Raw genomic sequence first — 18,469 nt, 5'->3', positions numbered from 1 at the left:
GGTACCGGTGGGAACGGAACCGACCGTGTGGTGGTGTTCCCCGAACTCCACGAAAAAGTAGGGGAGTTGGAGGTAGAGTTCCGGGGCGGGTCGCCGGCTTCTCGCCGATCCCCGCCATGTCGATGGCCTCACACGCCGTCGGCGCCCGGTTCATGTCGCTGATCGGCGCGCCGATGGTCTCCTTCTATGACTGGTACGCCGACCTGCCCATCGCCTCCCCGCAGGTCTTCGGCGACCAGACGGACGTACCGGAGTCCGGTGACTGGTGGGACAGGGAATTGGTGCCAGGGAAGTTCCTCACCGCCGCGGACCTGGAGCTCGACACCGACGACGAGGCGGCGGCCGCCTGGAAGCCGGTGCTGCTCGACGCGGCCTCCGGGCGGCCCGTCGTCCCCAACGGCACCCTCGGCGACCGCTGGTCCAAGGGCGGCACCGGCCGCTGGAACCTCGACTGGGCGGCATCGAGCCGGCGCTCTCCTTCCACCGCGACGGCGGTGACTGCGTCCGGGTGCTGATGCCGCGCTCAAGGCGCACTACCGCGCCCACGGCTGGGAGCCCGCCGCCGGTGAACTGCCCGACTTCCTCCCCGCCATGCTCGAACTCGCCGCCCGCTGCCCCCAGGCGGGCACCCCCCTGCTCCACGACTACCGCGGAGCACGGGGCGTCAGCCTGGCTGTGCCGCCGCCGAGCCTGGGGCGGCGTCCGCCCTACGCCGGCGGATTCTCGACGAGCCCGCCGGTCCGCCGGACCTCGTCGAAGGCGCCCGCGGCGAGCGTCCCACCGGCCTGCGTCAGCGCCCGCAACGCCGTCACCAGGCCGACCCGTTCCGCGGTCGGCAGCCGGGCGACCAGCTTGCGCACCTCCGCCCGGCGGTGCGCCAGGACCCGATCCACCACGGCCAGGCCCTCCGGCGTGAGCCGCAGGGCCACCTCGCGGCGGTTGTGCGGGTTGGGACGGCGGTCGACCAGCCCGGCGGCCTCCAGCTTGTCGACCATCCGCATCGCCGTGGAGGGGTTGACCCCGAGCATCTCCGCCAGTGCCGCGAGCTTGAGCGGCTGGCAGCCCTCCAGTACCACCAGCGCCCGCAACTGATGGAGCGTCAGTGAGCTGTCGATGGCGGCCAGGGCCCGCGTCGACAGGGCCATCAGCAGGCGCGAGGCGGTCACGACGGCGACCGTCACCTCCTCCGCCTCGGCGTCGAGGCGGGCCCGGTCAGCGGGCGCGGCAGGCACATCGGAAGGTTTCGGCACAGCGGCTTCGTGAGGGGGCGTGAGGTTGCTCATACCTTGCGGACACCGGCAGTTACCCTCCTCGGAACGAGACGTCGTCGCGGGGTGGATCTCGTCCCCGGACCTCACCGGTGGCCGCCGTCACACCGGCCGCCGGAAGGGCGGCAGCCTAGCCTTTGGCCTGAGGTCTGTACAGAAGGCCGGTGCGGATCGACTCGGCAGGGACGCGGCGGAGTACGGCGGAAGCCGCCGCCCCGGACACGAGGCGACGGCTCGGCGCGCACCGCGCGTCGCCGACCGGCGGCCCGGATCCCCGGCCACCCGGCGCCGGCGGGTCCACCGGTCGGTCAGCCGATCACCCGGCCGGTCCGTCGACGGAGTCCATGAAGCCCAGCATCCGGCGGTTGACCGCCTCCGGATGGTCGATCTGCGGCCCGTGGCCGGTCTCGGAGACGATCTCGGCACGCGCTCCCGGTACCAGGCGCGGCACGCGCTCCAACTGCCGCTTCGGGTGCACCAGGAGGCTGCGCTTGCCGAGCACCAGATAGAGCGGGGTGCGGATGGTGGCCAGTTCGTCGTCGGAGAGGGGAAGCGGCGACGGGCGACGGACGCGGAAGGCCCGGACGCCCTTCCGGATCATCGTGCGCAGCTCCGTCACGATGATCACCGGTTGCTCCAACCACGCCGCCAGGCGCGGACGCAGCGCCTTCGGGGCGGAGGTCGCGAAGAGGCTGATGAAGATCCAGACGAAGAAGCGCAGTCCCACCTTCTCCAGTCCGCCGGGGTCGAGCAGCGTGACCGAGGCGAGCCGACCGGGCCTGCGGTGCGCCTGGTTCAGGGTGAGCCAGCCGCCGTAGGAGGAGCCGACCATGTGCACGTGGTCGAGCCCGAGCGCGGCCAGCGTCTCGTCCAACCACCGCGCGGCGCGCTCGGGTTGGTGGATGGGGACGCGCTGCACGCTGCGTCCGGGGTCCCCCGGGGTGTCCACCGCGTACACCGGGCGCTCGGCGCTCAGGGCCGGGGTGTTCGGGTACCACATGGCCGAGCAGGAGCCCGAGCCGTGGACGAGGACGACGGGGGTGCGCTTCCGGGCGGCGGGGTCGGCAGGTTCGTAGCGGTAGACGTGGGTGGTGCCGAAGGACGTCTCGACGTCCTGTTCCGCGGCGGCGGGCGCGCCCAGGGCGTAGAGCGCGTCACATGCGGCGAAGTACTCGTCGCGCCGGGCCTCGCTCACATAGCGGCCGACGTCGGCGGGGGGACGGGCAGTGGTCACGGACACGGCCACCTCCGGGGAATCCGTTGTTCGCGGTCTTCGTGATACAACCGTACCACGATCTTGGTACGGTTGTACCAACAAAATTGCCTGGCACGATACGGACGACGGACCCGTACCGAGACGACTGACGAGGGAAGACGCGGCCGATGCCCAAGCGCGTGGACCACACGGAACGACGTACCGAGATCGCCGAGGCGCTCCTCCGCGTCGCGGGACGCCGCGGCCTGCACTCCGTGGGGATGCGGGACGTGGCGGCGGAGGCCGGTGTGTCGGTGCGGCTGGTGCAGTACTACTTCGAGACCAAGGAGGGGCTGCTGCTGCACGGACTGCGGCACCTGGCCGAGCGGTTCGGAGAACGGGTCGCCGCCCGCGTCGGCGCCGCCGGGGAGAGCCCCGGGCCGCGGGCGGTGATCGAGGCCCTCCTGCTGGAATCGCTGCCGACCGACGAGGAGAGCCGCACCTTCCACCTGGTCTACACCTCGTACGCGGTGCTCTCCGTGACCGACGAGGCGCTCGCCGCACAGCCCTTCATCAAGAACCCCGAGGCCGCCGAGGACCGGCTGACCGCGCTCCTGGAGCAGGCACGGGAAGCCGGCCTCACCCGACCCGGGGTGGACGCGCGCGCCGAGGCCGTCACCCTGCTCGCCCTGTCCGCGGGGCTCGGCACCAGCGTCCTGGTGGGCCGGAGCGGGGCGCGGGCCGCGGCGGACGTCCTGGACCGCCACCTGGACCGCATCTTCCGTGAGGCCGGCGGCGGTTCACTGGCCCGCCGGCTCCCGGAGTGAGGCTCAACCCTCCTGTGCCGGCCCGGTCGTTGGGGCTGCTCCGCGTCCGCCGTAGACGCACAGCCCGTAGATGGCCAGCACGTCCAGCGCGATGATCATCACCGACCACACCGGGTAGGAGGGGACGAAGAACATCTGGGCGAAGGCGTTCAGCCCCAGCACCGCGACGCCGAACCAGCGGGCGGCCTCGGAGCCCCGCGAGAGCACGCCGACGGCGGCCGCCGCCTGCAGGATCGCCAGGGCCACCATCAGCCAGCCGAACGCCTGCAGGTCTCCCAGTACCAGCGAGACATTGCCCACGAAGATATGGGAGTTGACGATCGCCGCGATGCCGTCGAGGCCGTTGAAGAGGGCCAGCAACGCCAACATGACGCCGGCGAACATCACCAGGCCGTGGCCCCTCCGGTCCGCCGTCTGTGGTGCGGTCCTTCCCCCGCCGAAACCGGGATGCGGCGCCCCGGTCGGATGACCTGCCGCTGATGCCATGGGAACCTCCGTGATCGAGGGGCGGCGCGCTGCGGCGCGGTGATCGCGGGACCGGCCGAACGGCGCGCGGCGCCGGCGACCCCCGGCGGATCCGGCACGGCGGCCGGACGATCGCCGGTCGGGCAGCCGTCCATTTCAGCGTGGCAGGGACGGTCCGGACCCGCCACGCGAGCCCGCCTCACTGCTGCGGGTGCCGCCAGCGGGTGTCCAGGTCCGCCCACTCCTTCTCCCACTGGGCGTAGCGCCGGCGGTTCAGCAGCCGGACACCGGCCTTCTCCGCGCCGTAGAGCAGCAGACCGGTGCCGGAGGCGACCACGGTGCCCGCCACCACGCTCTCGGCCAGCGAGTCCGTCGGCGTGCTCGGGTCGCGCACCAGCTTCCCGTCCTGGTCCAGCCAGACGGTCGTGTGGTCCCCGACGTGGACACCGGGCGGCACGGTCGTCTCGCCCGTCTGCGCGCTGTGGTCCGCGGCCGTCCAGCGCACGATCGTATGCACCCGGCTGCCCGTGCCGTTACCGCTGTCGACCGTGACCCGGGCGGCAGGATCCTTCACCACCACGGCGGAGACGGGGCGCCACTCGGCGCTCTGCCGGTGGGCCGCGGCGTCCACCGCGTTGCCGGCCAGCACCCCTGCGGTCGGGGCGGCCACGGCGATCAGCACACCCGCGGCCAGCGCGATCCAGGACTGCGCCACATCCGTGCCCCGCCGGAGCGGGCCGTGCCGCCACGGCGGCCGGAGCTTCCCAAGAGGCATCACACACCCCCTTTGCCTGCCCTTCGAGCGTGCCACAACTGACCGCGAGACCCCACATCGCGACGGCCACCCACCCTGCGGAACCGGCCGGAACAGCCGATCATGGAAGGGGAGCGGGACGCGCCTCGAGGAGCGGGGCGCGGACGCGTCCCAGGAGTGCGGAGCCGTAGGAGCCGTCGTGATCACCGCAGTGCGCCTGCCGGGGCGCCACGCCACGCGCTCGGCGAAGCCGGGCCCGCCGCGGGAGCCGCCCAAGCCACCGGCCGGGCCGCGGCCGCCGGCCTGGCGGCCGTGGCTGCTGCCCATCATCCTCCTGGCGGTCTTCGTCATCCTGCTCAGCCGGGCCCACAACCCCTCCGGCACCTCCCTGACCTACAGCACGTTCCTCGGCAAGGTGGACGCCGGGCAGGTCAGGACCCTCGACATCGACGACAAGGGCGGCGTCAACGGCAAGCTCAAGGACGGCCGGCAGTTCACCACCCAAATCCCCACCGCCCTGGGCACCACTGGACTCGCCCAGCAACTGCGCGCCAAGGACGTCGACATCACCGCCTCCGGCAGCAGCGGCGGCAACTGGATCGGAGCGCTGGCGGCCGTGCTGCTGCCGCTGGTCCTGCTCGGCGCGCTGTTCCTGTGGACCGGGCGCCAGGCCGCGCGCAGCCTCACCGGAGGACTCAGCGGCATCGGCCGCTCCCGGGCCAGGATCATCGAGGCCGAGCGGCCCACCACCCGCTTCGACGACATCGCCGGATACGAGGGCGTCAAACAGGAGATCAGCGAGGTCGTGGACTTCCTGCGGCACCCCGAGCGGTACGCCGTGGTCGGCGCCACCGGGCCGCGCGGGGTGCTGATGGTCGGGCCGCCCGGTACCGGCAAGACGCTGATCGCCCGGGCCGTCGCCGGCGAGGCCGCGGTGCCGTTCCTGTCGGTGACCGGGTCGGCGTTCGTCGAGATGTTCGTGGGCGTCGGGGCCTCCCGCGTCCGCGACCTGTTCGACGAGGCCCGCAAACGCGCACCGTCGATCATCTTCATCGACGAGATCGACGCCGTCGGCAGCCGCCGCGGCGGCATCCGGCTCGGCGGCAACGACGAACGCGAGCAGACCCTCAACCAGCTCCTGGCCGAGATGGACGGCTTCGACCAGAGCAGCGGCATCGTGGTCCTCGCCGCCACCAACCGCCCCGAGGCCCTCGACCCGGCCCTGCTCCGGCCCGGCCGCTTCGACCGGCACGTCACCGTCCCGCTGCCCAACCAGGCCGAACGCGCCGCCATCCTCGCCGTCCACGCCCGCGGCAAGCGGCTGGCACCCGACGTCGACTGGAACGTGGCCGCCCGGGCCACCCCCGGCTTCTCCGGCGCCGACCTCGCCAACCTCGTCAACGAGGCCGCGATCCACGCCGTCCGCGCGGGCAACACCGTCATCTCCGGCGAGGACCTCGACAACGCCCGGGACCGGGTGCTGCTGGGACGCCGGGAATCCTCCAACGCCCTGCTCCCGGAGGAGCGCCACGCCGTCGCCGTCCACGAGTCGGGCCACGCCCTGGTGGCCGCACTGTGCGAACACGCCGACCCGGTCGCCAAGGTGACCATCCTGCCGTCCGGCCCCGCACTGGGGGCCACCGAGCAACTCCCGGAAGCCGAGCGGCATCTCTACACCGAGGGCTATCTCACCGACCTGCTGGCCGTCCGGCTCGGCGGCCGGGCCGCCGAACTCGTGATCTTCGGCGAGGGCTCGACCGGCGCCGCCGACGACCTGGCCGGCGCCACCCAGATCGCCGGCCGCATGGTCCGCGACTTCGGCCTCTCGCCCGCCCTCGGCCCGGTCGGCTACGCCGCCACCGGCGCCCTGCGCAGGCCCGGCGAGGACACCTCCGGCGAGACCTTCCACCGCCCCTACTCGGAGCAGACCCAGCGCCTCATCGACGAGGAGATCGCCCGCCTGGTCCGGGAGGCCGAACAGCGCGCCACCACCCTGCTCCGCGACCACCGGGCTGCCCTGGAACGCCTCGCCGACCTGCTCACCACCCGCGAGACGATCGACGGCTCGGTCGTCCTCGACGTCCTCCGCAACCGGCCGGGACCGCCCCCGGGCCACCCCCGCGGTCCCGAGCCCGGGCCTCTCCCGCCCTGACCCGGCGATCACCGTCGCCCTCCGCCGGCGCCAGGTGCGCCGGCAGCGGCCGCGCGAGCGAGAATCGAGCTGAGGGCACCCGTGCGCGTGCGGCCCTCGCCAGGGGCCGCGGCCGCCCTCCCAGCTGGGAAGGAGAGGTCCGATGTTGTTCTGGTACAGCCACCACCACGGCGGTCCGGGCTGGGGTTGGCTCGGGGCCACGGTCGGCATGGTCCTGTTCTGGGCACTGGTGATCGTGATCGGCGTCCTGATCTTCCGCGCGCTGTCCCGTCTCGGCGCGTTCGGCGCGGCCGGGCCGGGCCGCCGCGTGCCCGGTTGGCGCCAGGATGCCGCGCCGCCCGGCGGGCCGCCCACGGCGGAACAGATCCTCGCCGAGCGGTACGCCCGCGGCGAGATCGAGGACGACGAATACCAGCGGCGGCTGGCCGTGCTGCGCTCCGGAAAGGGCGGACCGCCGAGACCCCCGGACGCGCCGGCGCCGTGAACCGCGGCAGGTCACTAGTGCAGCTCCGCCTTGAGCACCACGATGACCAGGCCGAGCACCAGGTTCACCAGGGCCGAGAACACCACCAGCCGGGTCGAGGCCCCGGCGCGGATCGCGGCCGCGCTGGCCCAGCCGATCTGCTCCGCCACGGCGACGGCGAGCGCGAACCACGCGGTGCCCGGCAGGCTCAGCCCCAGCAGCGGACTGATCGCCACCGCGATCGCCGGCGCCACCGCCGCCTGTGCGATCGGCCACTCGTGCCCGGCCACCTGACGCACCCGGTTCCACGTCAGATGCCGGTACGACGCCAGCGTGCCCACGAGGCGGGAGTAGACGTGCGCGACCCAGAAGACCAGGCCCGTGACCAGCAGCAGAAGCACCAGCCCGGCCCGCGGGAACGGCCCGAAGGCGGCGGCGCCGGCCACGACCGACGCGGCCTGGAGCGAGCCGTAGACCGCGCCTCCGTAGTCGGTGGGCGCCCCACGCGGCTCCTCCGGCTGCCCGGGGACCCGCCCGCCCTGACCGTCCGCACGGTCGTCGGCGCCCGTACCATCCGCCATGCCCCACAGGATCCCCGCGGACCCCGCGGGCCCGCGCGATGGGCGGACCATGGGGGTGAACGGGGTGAACGGCCGGGTCGGCCCCGGGCCGTCTCAGTGAGGGGCGTGTGCCGCACCGCGCGGAACGGCGAAGGCGGTGAGCACCGCGCCGCCAGCGTCCAGCCGCCCCCACCCGCCGGGCACCGTCAGCACCGCCACCGCCGACGTGGCGAACTTCCCGCGGACGCCGGCGAGCGCCTCCGCGTCGCCCTTCCCGGCCAGTGTCACCACCAGGTCCTGCACCGCCGGCTGGTGGCCGATCACCAGCGCGGTCCGGCAACGGTCCGGGAGCGCCCGCACCACCTGGAGCAGGGTGTCCGCGCTCGCCGCGTAGACCCGTGGCTCGAAGACCACTTCCGGTCCCGCCGGCCGCGCCGGTGTGGTGGGGAGTTCCGCGGCGACCCGCTCCCAGGTCTCGCGGGTCCGCCGGGACGTCGAGCACACCACCAGGTCGGGTGTGCAGTGCTGCTGCCGCAGCCACCGGCCGACCGCCGGCGCGTCACGACGCCCCCGGCCCGCGAGCGGACGCTCATGATCCGGCACGCCCTCCGGCCAGGCGGACTTCGCGTGCCGCAGCACGATCAGACGGGCGCCCCCGCCCCGGGAAGCACTCACGGCATTCATGGCGGCCTCCGCGCTCGGCTATTTCTGGGCGTGCGACCCCAGGTAGCACAACAGGGCCAGGAACCCGAGGAGGAGATGGCTGCCGGCGATGTAGAGGAACACCCGCCAGGACGCCCCGCGTTCCTTGCGGGACTCCGACATCCGACCACCGAAGCCGGAAGCAGGCACGGACGGTGCCGCGTCGGTGGGCTGTCCGGTGCTGTGGCCGTCGCTCATGGTGTGCTGTCCGTCCTCCTGAGTATCGCCGCGTCCCCGGGTGCGGCCGCGGGCTCCACGGACCCGGCAGCCGCCCACGGGGTTGCGAAACCCTGTAAGTCTAGGCGACGCCCCCTCGCCCCGACCCCCTCGCCCACGGCCTCCACCAGCACGCCCACGCACCCGCGCACGGCACCGCGAAAATCGCTGTCGCCATCGCCCTGAGCCGGGCGAAGGTGTGGCGAAGGTGCGAGGTGACCAGTGCTCCGTGGCGGAGCACTGGCAGGACGGGAGCAGGGGGCCTGTGATGACTGGGGCGGCGCTGACGGTGGGGCGCGAGGTGCACATCACGCTGACGAAGGCGGGGCGGACCAAGGTGCGGTACCCCGCCACCGTGGTGAGCGACGACGGCGTACGCGCAGTGGTGCGGGCACGCTGGGCCCGGCCCACCGCCCGGGACTTCGGATTCGTACGCTTCGAGCCGGGCGATGTCCTCACCGAGCACTACTGGCGCGACCGCTGGTACGCGGTCAAGGAGGTCCGGGCCGCCGACGGCGCGCTCAAGGGCTGGTACTGCGATGTGACGCGCCCGGCGGAGACCGGTCCCGACGACATCGCGGTCGAGGACCTGGACCTGGACCTGTGGCAGTCGGCGGACGGTGCGACCGTGCTCCGCCTGGACGAGGACGAGTTCGTGGAGAGCGGCATCGAGCATCGCGATCCGGCCGCGGCAGCCCAGGCACGACAGGCCCTGGACGGGCTCGAAGCGCTCGCTCGCGCCGGACGGTTGGGCACCCTCTGAGCGGGCCCGGCCGCCGACTTGCGGATCCGTCGGAGCCGTGCCCGGCCCATTGTGGCGATGCCTGGCATCGCCACCGACGACCGGGCGAAGGCGCCCTCGACTCCACTCCGTTGCCACCGTCGCCACAACGCCGGCCCCGCCCCCGAGCGACACGCATCCGCACAGGTCACGGCCGGTGGCACGGCGCCGAGCCAGGCATGGACGCGGCCGGCAGCGGGCCGCCGTCGCCGTCGTTGCGATTGCCCGGTCGGCGGGGCGGGACCACAGTGGGAGGGAGAGCGGAAGTCTGTGGGGGCGGTCTCACGGAGGCGTACCGCGATGAATGAGGCACTCTCCCGCCGGGAGCTTTTCCTCCTGGCACAGATCGAACAGGACTTGCGTACGGAAGACGCGGAACTCGACCGTCGTCTGACGACCATGCGGTGGGAGCTTCCACCGCCACAGTCACCACCGTCGGCCGGGCACGGTGTCGGTCCCGCCGTCCGGGCACTGGGCGCCCTGCTCCGGGGCGTGCTGGCGTCGGCGGCGTCGACCGCCACGGCGGCGGTGGTCTCGACATGCGCATCGGTCTGGGGACTGGCACTGACCTGCCTGGCCCGCCTGGTCGCCCGCTGGGCGCGGCTCGGGCGTCCCCAGTAGAGCCGAAGTCGCCGCGGCTCTGGAGGAGTTGGGCGAGGCGGCGGTGCGGACGGCGCATCGCGCCACCATCGCCGCCCCGGGGCCCGTAAGGCCCGCACCGCCCACACCGTCCGCGTTCAGCGATGAGGCGTGGGCAGGATCGCGAAGCCGCTGAGCCGCTCCGGCTCCTCGTCCCGCACCTCGACCGTCGTCACGTCCGCGGCCGGCGGCCCCTGGTGTGCCCAGTCGACCATCCGCCGGACGTTGTCCTCGGTCCCTTCGAAGACCGCCTCGACCTCTCCGTCGGGCAGGTTGCGCACCCACCCCGAGACGCCGTACCCGAGCGCGTTGTGCCGGCAGGTGTCCCTGAAGAAGACGCCCTGCACCCGTCCCGTCACGATGACGTGCTTCCGCACCATGGTCAGGACTCTAGGTCAAGCGGTCGGACCGGTGCGCGACCGCCGCCTCCGGCGTGCCCCGGCGGATTTCACTGCTGGCCCCCGGCCGCCGTCACGTGCTTGGTGTAGGCCGCGTCGAGGTCGCGGACCTCGACGGAGGCGTGCACGGTCAGGTGCGTGGCCGCCGCGGTGTGGGCGCGTACCAGGTCCAGGACCGCCTGGCTCAGGGTGGTCTTGGTCTCCGTTGAGCGGCCCGGCAGGATGGCGAAGTCCACGTGGATCAGGGCCTGTTGGGGTGCGTCATGGGCGATGACGACGTCCTCGACGCAGCGGAAGCGGGTCTTGCAGCTCTCGACGGTGATGCCGTCGACGGTCTTCGCGGCGAGCGTGTGCAGTTCGTGCGCGAAGCGCCGGGAGTCCAGGAACTCCCGCAGTGTGGCGTCGTGGTCGACGAGGATGTGCGGCACGGGGGCTCCTCTGGAAGGGATGTGCGGGGGGAGTGCGGTGGTTGTGGATTGGGGGAGCGGGGCGGTCGTGGAGCGGACATTACCGGACTTGGGTGGCGGAGCGGGGTGGTGCGGGGGCCCTAGGTCCTGTCCTCAAACTCCCGTTGTCCGCCAAACTCCCGTTGTCCGCCCGGAGGGCGGGCCGGGCGGTGTCCGGTGCGGGCCGGCCGGTCAGGCGTCGCAGCAGCGCCGGGTTGGCGACCATCACGAGGTTGCCGAGCAGGATCAGTACGACACCCGCCACGTCCCTGGCCGTCCAGGTGAGGTGCTCGAACACCGTGGACAGCAGCAGCGACACGATCGGGAAGAGCGCCATCGCGTACGCGGCCCGTTCGCCGCCGATCCTGCCGAGCAGGGTGAGGTGCGGTGGTCGGATGCTGTTCGGCGGAGTAGAAGCAGGCGAAGTTGGTGGAGAACATCAGCGCGCCCATCAGGACGGACTGGCCGTGCACCCACGCCGGACAGCGCAGCGGAAGCCCCCGGCAGCCGGGCCCAGGCCAGCAGGATCACGGCGGCCGGCGCGAAACGGTACGCGAGCGACGCCGTGGGGTGAACGTCCCCCAACTGCCCCTTGATGGCCGGCCAGGTGGGGCCCCACCGTACGCCGTCACCGCCGGGTGATTCCGGCCGCCTCGCGCCGCTCGCGGGGCAGCAAGCGGTCGAGGCCGTCGGCAGGATGCGCAGGTTGGACTGGTAGAGGTCGGCGGCCGGCTTGTTGGCCGCCCGTAGCCGGAAGTCGTGGCTGGCCAGCATGCCGCCGATGACCGCCTGGCAGCCCTCGCCTGAACTGCGACGTGCTCCTCGTCCCCGAGGACGACCAGGAGGTCGTCCTGATCACGGCCGACCCCGGATCCCCCTCGGCTCGGACTCTGCGCAGGCTGGCCGCGACCGCCTGGCGCATGCCGTGTGCGATCAGCTCCGCGACGCATGACCGATCGCGCGGAGGATCTCGGGCAGCCGGACACACGGCGAATGTGATCCAGAACACCGTTGAGGTTGACCTTGGGGCAGGGCGGAAGCTCATCGCGGCGGCACGCAGCCGCCCCGGCGTAACGGATTCCAAGGAGCAATCACCATGTCCAACACCCTTTCTGACCAGGGGCCGGACCGCCCGGCGCTGCAGAAGGCCATCGAGGAGATCGTCGAGTCCGGTTTCCTCGGGGTGCAGCTGCGGGTGAACGACGAGGAAGGCGAGTGGGTCGGCAGCGCCGGGGCGCGCGAGCTGGGCCGCAGCGCCAGGCCACTGGTCGACGGGCACTTCCGGATCGGCAGCACCACCAAGAACTTCGTCGCGACCTCGGTCCTCATGCTGGTGGCCGAGGGCAGGATCGGTCTGGACGCGCCGGCCGACGACCACCTGCCCGAGTTCGGACTGGATCGGCGGATCACGCTGCGGATGCTGTTGCAGCACACCAGCGGGATCTTCAACCACACCGGAGAGCTCTACGAGGACGGGACGATCGTGCCGGGGGTCCCCTGGCGGGGCAAGGAGTGGGTGGACAACCGGTTCAGGACCTATCCGCCCGAAGAGCTGGTACGGCTGTCGCTGTCCAAGCCGGCGCGGTTCGCGCCGGGGGCCGGCTGGAGCTACGCCAACACCAACTACGTGCTGGCCCGGCTGGTGATCGAGAAGGTCACCGGCCGCTCGTTCGCCGAGGAGTTGCAGCGGCGGGTACTCGGCCCGCTGGGGATGACCGGCACCGTGGTGCCGGGCACCGCCTCCGGGATCCCCGAGCCGCACAACCGCAGCTACTACCGCTACGAGGACGCCGGCCAGGAGAAGACGGTCGACATAACCCGTCAGAACCCCTCCTGGGTCGGTGCCGGTGGCGACATGATCTCGACCACCCGGGATCTGCACACGTACTTCTCCGCCCTGATGGGCGGCAGGCTGCTACCGGCCGGGCTGCTCGCCGAGATGCGCACGCCCGAGGCGCAGGCCGGCTACGGCCTGGGCGTGTTCGCGCAGGACACGGGGCCGGTCGGCGGCACCGTCTTCCACCACAACGGTGCCACCATGGGCTCGGCGGCGCTGATGTACGGCACGCCCGACGGCACCAGGACCCTGACCGCCGGGCTCACCTGGGTGGACGACGCCGACCTGTCCATCGCGGCAGCGTTCGGGAGCGCCCAACAGAGGCTCGTCGGCGAGGTGTTCGGCGCCGGGCAGAGTGATTCCGATCCTGTTCGGCCGGAGGACTGAAGCCGGCCGGCGGACCGAACCCCCGCCACCCGTACGCTTTTGAGGGGCGTCCCACCGGTCGTGCCTCGGCAGAACACCAACCGGTGCCACGCCGAGCCGGGCGAACTCGGCGTGGCCCGCCCACCCACCTGCTCGGCCGTGGTGTACGCAGCGGCCGAGCCCGACCCGAGTACAAGGCAGGCCGAGCAGATGGTGAACGGAGTCACGATCGGACAGGCGGCGGCATTCGTCGGCGTCACGGTGAAGACGGTGCGGCACTACCACCGGCACGGGCTGGTCGACGAGCCACGACGCGACAGCTCCGGCTACCGACGGTACGGATCGGCCGAGTTGCTGCGCCTGGTCCAGGTCCGGACACTGGCCACCGCCGGCGTACCGCTGGCCGAGATCGGGCCCCTGCTCGACGCCGACGCCGAGCAGTTCACCGCCACCCTCGCCGACGTCGAGCGGCAGCTCACCGAACGGATCGCGGACCTGATCGCGCGCCGCGACATTCTGCACCGGCTCGCCGACGGCGACCGTGCCCTGCTGCCCGACCGCGCCTGCGCGATCCTGGACCGGATGCCCGGCCTCGGCTTCAGCTCCGACTATGTGGCCGCACAACGCGAGGCGTTGGTGCTGACCCGGGCACTGGTGCCGGAGGGATTCGACGGCTTCGTGGCCCAGCTTGAAAACTGGCTCGACGACGCCGAGTACGTCGACCTGATCAAACGTGGTGGGGAGGCCGAGACCTGGCAACCGGACGACCCGAGGATCGAGGAACTCGCGACCGCCATGGCCGACCGCTACCTCGCCAACCCCGCACTCCTGGGGACCTCCACCAGCCTGCGGGCATGGACCAACGCCTCCGCCCAGTACCGGCTGATCAACAATCACCGCAAGGACCAGGCGCCGATCGCAGCCCGCCTGACCGCGCTCACCGAAGCCAAACTCCGCGCCGCAGGTGTATCCCTCCCACACCGGTGACCGGAGGCTGGCGAAGCATCGGCCCCTCTCGCGGTTGTTCTTTGGGGCGCAAGGGGGCGCAACTGGGGCGCGATAGGGGCGCAGTGAGGCGTATATCAGGCGTATAGCGGGAGACGCGGCGACGCCAGACCGGAGGTGACCGCGAGTAACTCGGCGCGTGTGCCGGGTGGGAGGTCTGGGATTCGGCCAATTCGCCGACCGGTCAAAGCGAGCCATTCCGCGACGGGGGCGTTGGCCGGTCGGGTACGGGGAACGCGGAGGCGGGTGGGCGTGAGCCGGTCGGTTGACCGTCTGGCCTGCCGCTCCGCGTACCCGGTGCGATGGTCAACGCCCTTTGCGGCGGGGAACGATGACGCCGGCTCGGGCAACGGCCGCTGGTGCGGGGGCGCTTGCTTTGCAGGTGGAATGCTGCCTGCGTCGACTTGACGTGGTGCGGGGGTGACCTTCATCGTCTTCGTCCGGCGGGGGAGGGAGAGCGTTCCTGGAGCGCTCGGCCGCCCTCCGGGAAACGTTTGTGCGATTCTCTTCGTCGCGCTCGAACGGAAAGTCGAATATCGCGTGCCACTCGGGTAACAGGAGCCCCAGGGGCCCTACCGGCCGGTCAAGGCAAATGAACCGGAAAATCGCACATCATCAGAACATGGGGGGTTGATATTGCGCGGAGGCGAGTGAAGACTGTCGGTCATGTTCGACTGGCGAGAATGTGCCAGGGGCACAGTTCGCCGACAACTCAAAGTACGCCTGCTGGTAATGGTGTTGGTCTCTCGTTGCCTCTTGTAGGCGCCCGGTGGCTCGGTGGGGTCCGCTCACGTTTGCTGGTGCGGATACGCCTCATGAGTGCCTGGGGTGAGAGGTTTCCTGTGGGGGATGTGTGGTGACGAGTTGGTCGACGGTGGTGTCACCGTCGTGGGTCCTTGCGAAGGGGACCGGTCGCGGCCGGAGTTCGTCGGTTTGCCCCCCGCTGCGCCGGGGGGATCCGGCGTCAAGCGCTCGGCGTCCCGTCGCGCGGGGAGCGAAGGGTTGTCGCACAGGGAATTCCGCGCCCTCTTCCGCTCCCGGTCAGTGCCGGCCGGTGGCCGGTGCGGACCGGCGTGCCGCCCGGCCGACGCGACGGCTTTTCGGCTGCTGTCGCCGGTGACCTTTCTCTGCCGAGGAGGGCAGGTGCCGTCCCGGTGCGGATGGTGTGGCGGGCGCGGACCACGACTTCCGCCGCGCGCACCCGCGTTCGGGCCGGTGAAAAGGGTGCCCGAGCGCCGGGACAAGCTGCACTGTCGCCTTCCGTCGAGCACCTGTGAATGATTTCGCCATTGGTCCCGTTGCCCTTGCTGGGCGTGCTCGCGCGCATGTCGATAACCGGTCGTGTGCGCCGAGGAGTTCGGAGGACCGGGAAGTACCGGGGCCGTCGGAAGCGGTGCGGGGATGCCGTCGGGTGCTCTGGTCGGCCTTATGTCGGCGATGTCCTGACGCCTTCCCGCGCGCCATTATCCCAGTGGCCGCGCTATTCGCTCAGCGGAAGCACAGAATTAATCGAAAAGCAGTCAAGGCCACGAAACGGCTGTGATAGTAAACCTCTTGCGTCACTTGGCATCACCTGGCGAGCCGCCCATTCCGGGCGTCGGACCGCGCCGAACAGTCGTGTGCACAACTGCCGTTGAGGAAAACCCCGTCCAGAACCCGTACTTCAGGGAGAGCCGGTGACCAGCAAGGAACTGAGTGCGTCGCCCACGGTCTTCGACGAGCTGATCGGTCGGTGGCTGACCCTGCGGGCGGCCGGCCCGGTGCGCCACGACGAACGGCAGGGCGTCTGGCAGGTTCTCGACCACCGGAGCGTGGCGGCGGTACTGGCCGACCCGGCCACCTACTCCTCCGACCTGTCCGGACTGACGCCCACCCAGCCGGACTTCGAGACCTTCCGCGAGGGCAACTTCGTCGGCATGGACCCGCCGCGCCACCGCACCCTGCGCACCCTGGTCAGCCAGGCGTTCACCCCTCGTGTGGTGGCCGGACTGGAGCCCCGGATCCACACCCTGACCACCGAACTGCTGGACGCCGTGGCGGACCGCGACCGGTTCGACGTGGTGGACGCGCTGGCCTACCCCCTGCCCGTCATCGTGATCGCCGAGTTGCTGGGCGTACCGGCCGGGGACCGCGGACTGTTCCAGGAGTGGGCGGCGGCTCTCTTCGGCGGGGACGACCTCGGCGACGCCCCGGACATGGCCGACCTCGAACGCGCCCTGAACGCCCTCGCGCCCACGGTGCGGGAGATGAACGGCTACCTTCTCGACCACATCCGCCGCCACCGCAGGGACCCGGGCGACGACCTGACCGGCAGGCTGCTGGCGGCCGAGGCGGACGGCGTCCGCCTGACCGACCAGGAGATCGTCGGCTTCGTCGCGCTGCTGCTCGTCGCCGGGCACATCACCACCACCGCCCTGTTGGGCAGTGCGGTGCTCTGCCTGGACGCCCACCCTGATGCCGCCGCTCTGCTGCGGGCCGAGCCGGGGCGGCTGCCGACGGCCCTGGAGGAGGTGCTCAGATGGCTGCCGCCCTTCCCCGAACTGGGCCGGCGCACCACACGGGAGGTGGAGATCGGTGGCCACACCCTGCCCACCGACACGCTGGTCATGGCCCACCTCGCCACCGCCAACCGGGACCCGGCCCGGTTCACCGAGCCCGACCGCTTCGATGTGACGCGTCGTCCCAACCCCCATCTGACCTTCGGTCACGGCATCCACTTCTGCTTCGGGGCGCCGCTGGCCCGGCTGGAGGCGCGGATCGCCCTGCGCCAGCTGCTGGATCGGTTCTCCGACCTCGCGGTCCCGGACCACCGTGACGTGGTGCTCCAGAACCCGGCCGTGATCGTCAGCCCGCGCCATCTGCCGTTGGAGGTCCGGAGGCCATAGCGCCGTTCGCCGCGCGGCCCCGGCCGCACCGGCCGCCGCCGCGCGGGCCGGCCGGCCGGCCCGCCCCCACCGGGAGCGGCCGGTCCCACGGCAGGCAGTCCCGTCGTTCCCCGTGAGTTCCGAGTCCCGGGAGTTCCTTCCTCATGCCGCATGCTTCGAGCGCGCCGGTCGCGAACCGGCAGCCGACCCGGATACGACGCCTCTTACAAGAGCGTCTGGACACCCTCGCCCGCGCCCACCAGGTGCCGGGCGCCCAACTCGCCGTACGTCTCGATGCGGTGACCTACGCGCTGCACACCGGCGTGGCGGACGCGGGGACGGGCCGACCGCTCACCGCGGACACGGCGGTGCCGCTGGGCTCGCTGACCAAGCCCTACACGGCCGCCGCCGTGCTGCTGCTGGCCGACGACGGTGACCTCGACCTCGACGACCTCGCCGGGGCGCACATACCGGAGCTGCGCCGTGCCCCGCACCTCACCGTGCGGCACCTGCTCAGCCACACCGGGGGACTGCCCACCGGGCCCGACTCGGACGAAGCGGCGGGGCTGACGGCCGCGCGCTACCTCGCCGTGTACTGCGCCGGCCGGGACACGGTGTGCGCGCCCGGCACCGGCTTCTCGTACTCCAACGCCGGATACGTCGCCGCCGGGCGGCTGATCGAAGAGGTCACCGGCATGGCCTGGCGGGACGCCGTGCGGACGCTGCTCCTCGAACCGCTGGGCACCGTGCCCGCCTTCCTGGGGGAGCCGGAGCCCGGGCGGCCGCTCGCCGGCGGCCACTCCGTCCACCCGGACTCCGGCCGGGTACGGCCGGTTCGCCAGACCCTCGCGCCGGTCGAGGCCCCGGCCGGCGGACTGGCGGCGAGCGCCCTCGACCTGGTCGCTCTCGGGCGGGCGCTGACCGGTGCGGGGCCCCGCGCAGTGCTGACCCCCGACGCCGCCGAGGAGATGCGCAGCCCGGTGCCCGGCGCCGCCCCGGGCGCGCTCGCCGACGCCTGGGGCCCGGGCCTCGCGCTCTTCCAGCAGGACGCCCGGCTGTGGTGCGGCCACGACGGCAACGCCCAGGGCACCTCCTGCCATCTGCGGGCCGAACCGGAAACCGGAACCGTGGTCGCCTTCACCGCCAACGCCAACAACGGCACCGCCCTGTGGCACGAACTCGCCGGGGAACTCGGCGAGATCACCGGGGAGCCGGTCCCGTCGGCCGCCCGGCCGCCCGTGCGGGGCCCGGCCGGCTCGCTGCCCCAGGGCGCCGGGAGCTACCGCAACGGCACCGTCGAATACCTGGTCACCGCGGACGCCGCGGGCACCCTGTCGCTCACCGTGAACGGCGACACCCCGGCCCCGCTGGTCTGCTACCCGGACCTCTCCTGCGACCTGGTGGACCCCACCACCGGTCGTACGGTGCCGGGCGGGCGCTTCCTGCGCGACCCCGACAGCGGGGCCATCGACCGCCTGCAGATCTCCGGCCGCACGGCCCGCCGCACCGCCACCGCCTGAACCGGGCCCGG

Annotated in this window: 19 protein-coding genes and 2 pseudogenes; 11 read left to right on the top strand and 10 right to left on the bottom strand. The window is 72.3% G+C overall.

The genetic code is table 11. From position 1 onward, the window contains the following. Positions 1-80 precede the first annotated feature (80 nt). Positions 81-523: pseudogene (locus K2224_RS19325) on the top strand (hypothetical protein); the annotation flags it as partial. Between the two features lie 184 nt (positions 524-707). Here K2224_RS19325 and K2224_RS19320 read toward each other — a convergent pair. Both K2224_RS19320 and K2224_RS19315 read right to left on the bottom strand, forming a co-directional pair. After that, positions 708-1,232, bottom strand: a complete 525-nt coding sequence (locus K2224_RS19320) for a MarR family winged helix-turn-helix transcriptional regulator (RefSeq protein ID WP_260692801.1) — start codon at positions 1,230-1,232, stop codon at positions 708-710. Between the two features lie 352 nt (positions 1,233-1,584). After that, positions 1,585-2,508 carry an alpha/beta fold hydrolase gene (locus tag K2224_RS19315; RefSeq protein WP_260692800.1) on the bottom strand — a complete coding sequence of 308 codons (924 nt, stop codon included), beginning with the start codon at positions 2,506-2,508 and terminating at the stop codon, positions 1,585-1,587. Between the two features lie 143 nt (positions 2,509-2,651). Between K2224_RS19315 and K2224_RS19310 the strand changes: the two genes are divergently transcribed. Then, positions 2,652-3,290, top strand: a complete 639-nt coding sequence (locus tag K2224_RS19310; RefSeq protein WP_221907756.1) for a TetR/AcrR family transcriptional regulator — start codon at positions 2,652-2,654, stop codon at positions 3,288-3,290. 3 nt (positions 3,291-3,293) lie between these two features. Here the strand turns inward: K2224_RS19310 and K2224_RS19305 are convergent, their stop codons facing one another. Together K2224_RS19305 and K2224_RS19300 are read right to left on the bottom strand one after the other, a co-directional pair. Next, on the bottom strand, positions 3,294-3,776 hold the full coding sequence (locus tag K2224_RS19305; protein ID WP_221907755.1) for a hypothetical protein: 483 nt from the start codon (positions 3,774-3,776) through the stop codon (positions 3,294-3,296). Positions 3,777-3,954: 178 nt separating this feature from the next. Then, a complete protein-coding gene (locus K2224_RS19300) occupies positions 3,955-4,530 on the bottom strand; it encodes a hypothetical protein (protein WP_260692799.1) in 576 nt (191 codons plus the stop codon). A gap of 178 nt (positions 4,531-4,708) precedes the next feature. Here K2224_RS19300 and ftsH point away from each other — a divergent pair, with 178 nt between their 5' ends. Continuing rightward, positions 4,709-6,661, top strand: coding sequence for an ATP-dependent zinc metalloprotease FtsH (gene ftsH, locus K2224_RS19295; RefSeq protein ID WP_221907754.1), 1,953 nt, complete (start codon positions 4,709-4,711; stop codon positions 6,659-6,661). Between the two features lie 142 nt (positions 6,662-6,803). Further along, positions 6,804-7,145 (top strand): SHOCT domain-containing protein, encoded by a 342-nt coding sequence (locus K2224_RS19290; RefSeq protein ID WP_221907753.1) that lies wholly within the window; start codon positions 6,804-6,806, stop codon positions 7,143-7,145. Positions 7,146-7,159: 14 nt separating this feature from the next. Here the strand turns inward: K2224_RS19290 and K2224_RS19285 are convergent, their stop codons facing one another. From K2224_RS19285 to K2224_RS40705, 3 genes are all read right to left on the bottom strand, one after another. Beyond that, a complete protein-coding gene (locus tag K2224_RS19285) occupies positions 7,160-7,705 on the bottom strand; it encodes a hypothetical protein (protein ID WP_260692797.1) in 546 nt (181 codons plus the stop codon). Between the two features lie 93 nt (positions 7,706-7,798). Beyond that, positions 7,799-8,359: a histidine phosphatase family protein gene (locus tag K2224_RS19280; protein WP_260692796.1), complete on the bottom strand. Its 561-nt coding sequence runs from the start codon at positions 8,357-8,359 to the stop codon at positions 7,799-7,801. A gap of 27 nt (positions 8,360-8,386) precedes the next feature. Beyond that, the gene (locus K2224_RS40705) at positions 8,387-8,584 is read right to left on the bottom strand and encodes a DUF6126 family protein (protein ID WP_260692795.1); all 198 of its coding nucleotides are present in this window, start codon (positions 8,582-8,584) and stop codon (positions 8,387-8,389) included. Between the two features lie 286 nt (positions 8,585-8,870). On the opposite strand from K2224_RS40705, the gene K2224_RS19270 reads away from it, so the two are divergent. Next, positions 8,871-9,365 (top strand): DUF402 domain-containing protein, encoded by a 495-nt coding sequence (locus K2224_RS19270; protein ID WP_221907750.1) that lies wholly within the window; start codon positions 8,871-8,873, stop codon positions 9,363-9,365. 318 nt (positions 9,366-9,683) lie between these two features. Further along, positions 9,684-10,004, top strand: a complete 321-nt coding sequence (locus K2224_RS19265; protein WP_221907749.1) for a DUF3040 domain-containing protein — start codon at positions 9,684-9,686, stop codon at positions 10,002-10,004. A 116-nt stretch (positions 10,005-10,120) separates the two neighbouring features. Here K2224_RS19265 and K2224_RS19260 read toward each other — a convergent pair whose 3' ends face one another. From K2224_RS19260 to K2224_RS19250, 3 genes are all read right to left on the bottom strand, one after another. Further along, positions 10,121-10,402, bottom strand: a complete 282-nt coding sequence (locus tag K2224_RS19260) for an acylphosphatase (RefSeq protein WP_221907748.1) — start codon at positions 10,400-10,402, stop codon at positions 10,121-10,123. Positions 10,403-10,470: 68 nt separating this feature from the next. Next, positions 10,471-10,848, bottom strand: a complete 378-nt coding sequence (locus K2224_RS19255; RefSeq protein WP_221907747.1) for a 5-carboxymethyl-2-hydroxymuconate Delta-isomerase — start codon at positions 10,846-10,848, stop codon at positions 10,471-10,473. Between the two features lie 79 nt (positions 10,849-10,927). Next, positions 10,928-11,203: a hypothetical protein gene (locus tag K2224_RS19250; protein WP_221907746.1), complete on the bottom strand. Its 276-nt coding sequence runs from the start codon at positions 11,201-11,203 to the stop codon at positions 10,928-10,930. A 454-nt stretch (positions 11,204-11,657) separates the two neighbouring features. Here K2224_RS19250 and K2224_RS40700 point away from each other — a divergent pair. From K2224_RS40700 to K2224_RS19230, 5 genes and pseudogenes are all read left to right on the top strand, one after another. Next, positions 11,658-11,780 (top strand): annotated as a pseudogene (locus tag K2224_RS40700) (transcriptional regulator); the annotation flags it as partial. 182 nt (positions 11,781-11,962) lie between these two features. Further along, positions 11,963-13,090, top strand: coding sequence for a serine hydrolase (locus tag K2224_RS19245; RefSeq protein WP_221907745.1), 1,128 nt, complete (start codon positions 11,963-11,965; stop codon positions 13,088-13,090). Positions 13,091-13,150: 60 nt separating this feature from the next. Then, complete coding sequence (locus K2224_RS19240) at positions 13,151-14,056, top strand: MerR family transcriptional regulator (protein WP_260692794.1); 906 nt, start codon at positions 13,151-13,153, stop codon at positions 14,054-14,056. A 1,694-nt stretch (positions 14,057-15,750) separates the two neighbouring features. Next, positions 15,751-16,959 carry a cytochrome P450 gene (locus K2224_RS19235; RefSeq protein WP_221907744.1) on the top strand — a complete coding sequence of 403 codons (1,209 nt, stop codon included), beginning with the start codon at positions 15,751-15,753 and terminating at the stop codon, positions 16,957-16,959. 143 nt (positions 16,960-17,102) lie between these two features. After that, positions 17,103-18,458, top strand: a complete 1,356-nt coding sequence (locus K2224_RS19230; protein WP_221907743.1) for a serine hydrolase — start codon at positions 17,103-17,105, stop codon at positions 18,456-18,458. Positions 18,459-18,469 lie beyond the last annotated feature (11 nt).

Source organism: Streptomyces sp. BHT-5-2 (assembly GCF_019774615.1).
Classification (GTDB): domain Bacteria; phylum Actinomycetota; class Actinomycetes; order Streptomycetales; family Streptomycetaceae; genus Streptomyces.
This window is presented reverse-complemented; position numbering and strand designations above follow the sequence as displayed.

Coding starts and splice junctions, on each gene's coding strand:
- K2224_RS19270 (WP_221907750.1), top strand. CDS start 8,871: ATGACTGGGGCGGCGCTGACGGTGGGGCGCGAGGTGCACATCACGCTG.
- K2224_RS19300 (WP_260692799.1), bottom strand. CDS start 4,530: ATGCCTCTTGGGAAGCTCCGGCCGCCGTGGCGGCACGGCCCGCTCCGG.
- K2224_RS19290 (WP_221907753.1), top strand. CDS start 6,804: ATGTTGTTCTGGTACAGCCACCACCACGGCGGTCCGGGCTGGGGTTGG.
- K2224_RS19305 (WP_221907755.1), bottom strand. CDS start 3,776: ATGGCATCAGCGGCAGGTCATCCGACCGGGGCGCCGCATCCCGGTTTC.
- K2224_RS19230 (WP_221907743.1), top strand. CDS start 17,103: ATGCCGCATGCTTCGAGCGCGCCGGTCGCGAACCGGCAGCCGACCCGG.
- K2224_RS40705 (WP_260692795.1), bottom strand. CDS start 8,584: ATGAGCGACGGCCACAGCACCGGACAGCCCACCGACGCGGCACCGTCC.
- K2224_RS19265 (WP_221907749.1), top strand. CDS start 9,684: ATGAATGAGGCACTCTCCCGCCGGGAGCTTTTCCTCCTGGCACAGATC.
- K2224_RS19250 (WP_221907746.1), bottom strand. CDS start 11,203: ATGGCGCTCTTCCCGATCGTGTCGCTGCTGCTGTCCACGGTGTTCGAG.
- K2224_RS19260 (WP_221907748.1), bottom strand. CDS start 10,402: ATGGTGCGGAAGCACGTCATCGTGACGGGACGGGTGCAGGGCGTCTTC.
- K2224_RS19245 (WP_221907745.1), top strand. CDS start 11,963: ATGTCCAACACCCTTTCTGACCAGGGGCCGGACCGCCCGGCGCTGCAG.
- K2224_RS19285 (WP_260692797.1), bottom strand. CDS start 7,705: ATGGCGGATGGTACGGGCGCCGACGACCGTGCGGACGGTCAGGGCGGG.
- K2224_RS19310 (WP_221907756.1), top strand. CDS start 2,652: ATGCCCAAGCGCGTGGACCACACGGAACGACGTACCGAGATCGCCGAG.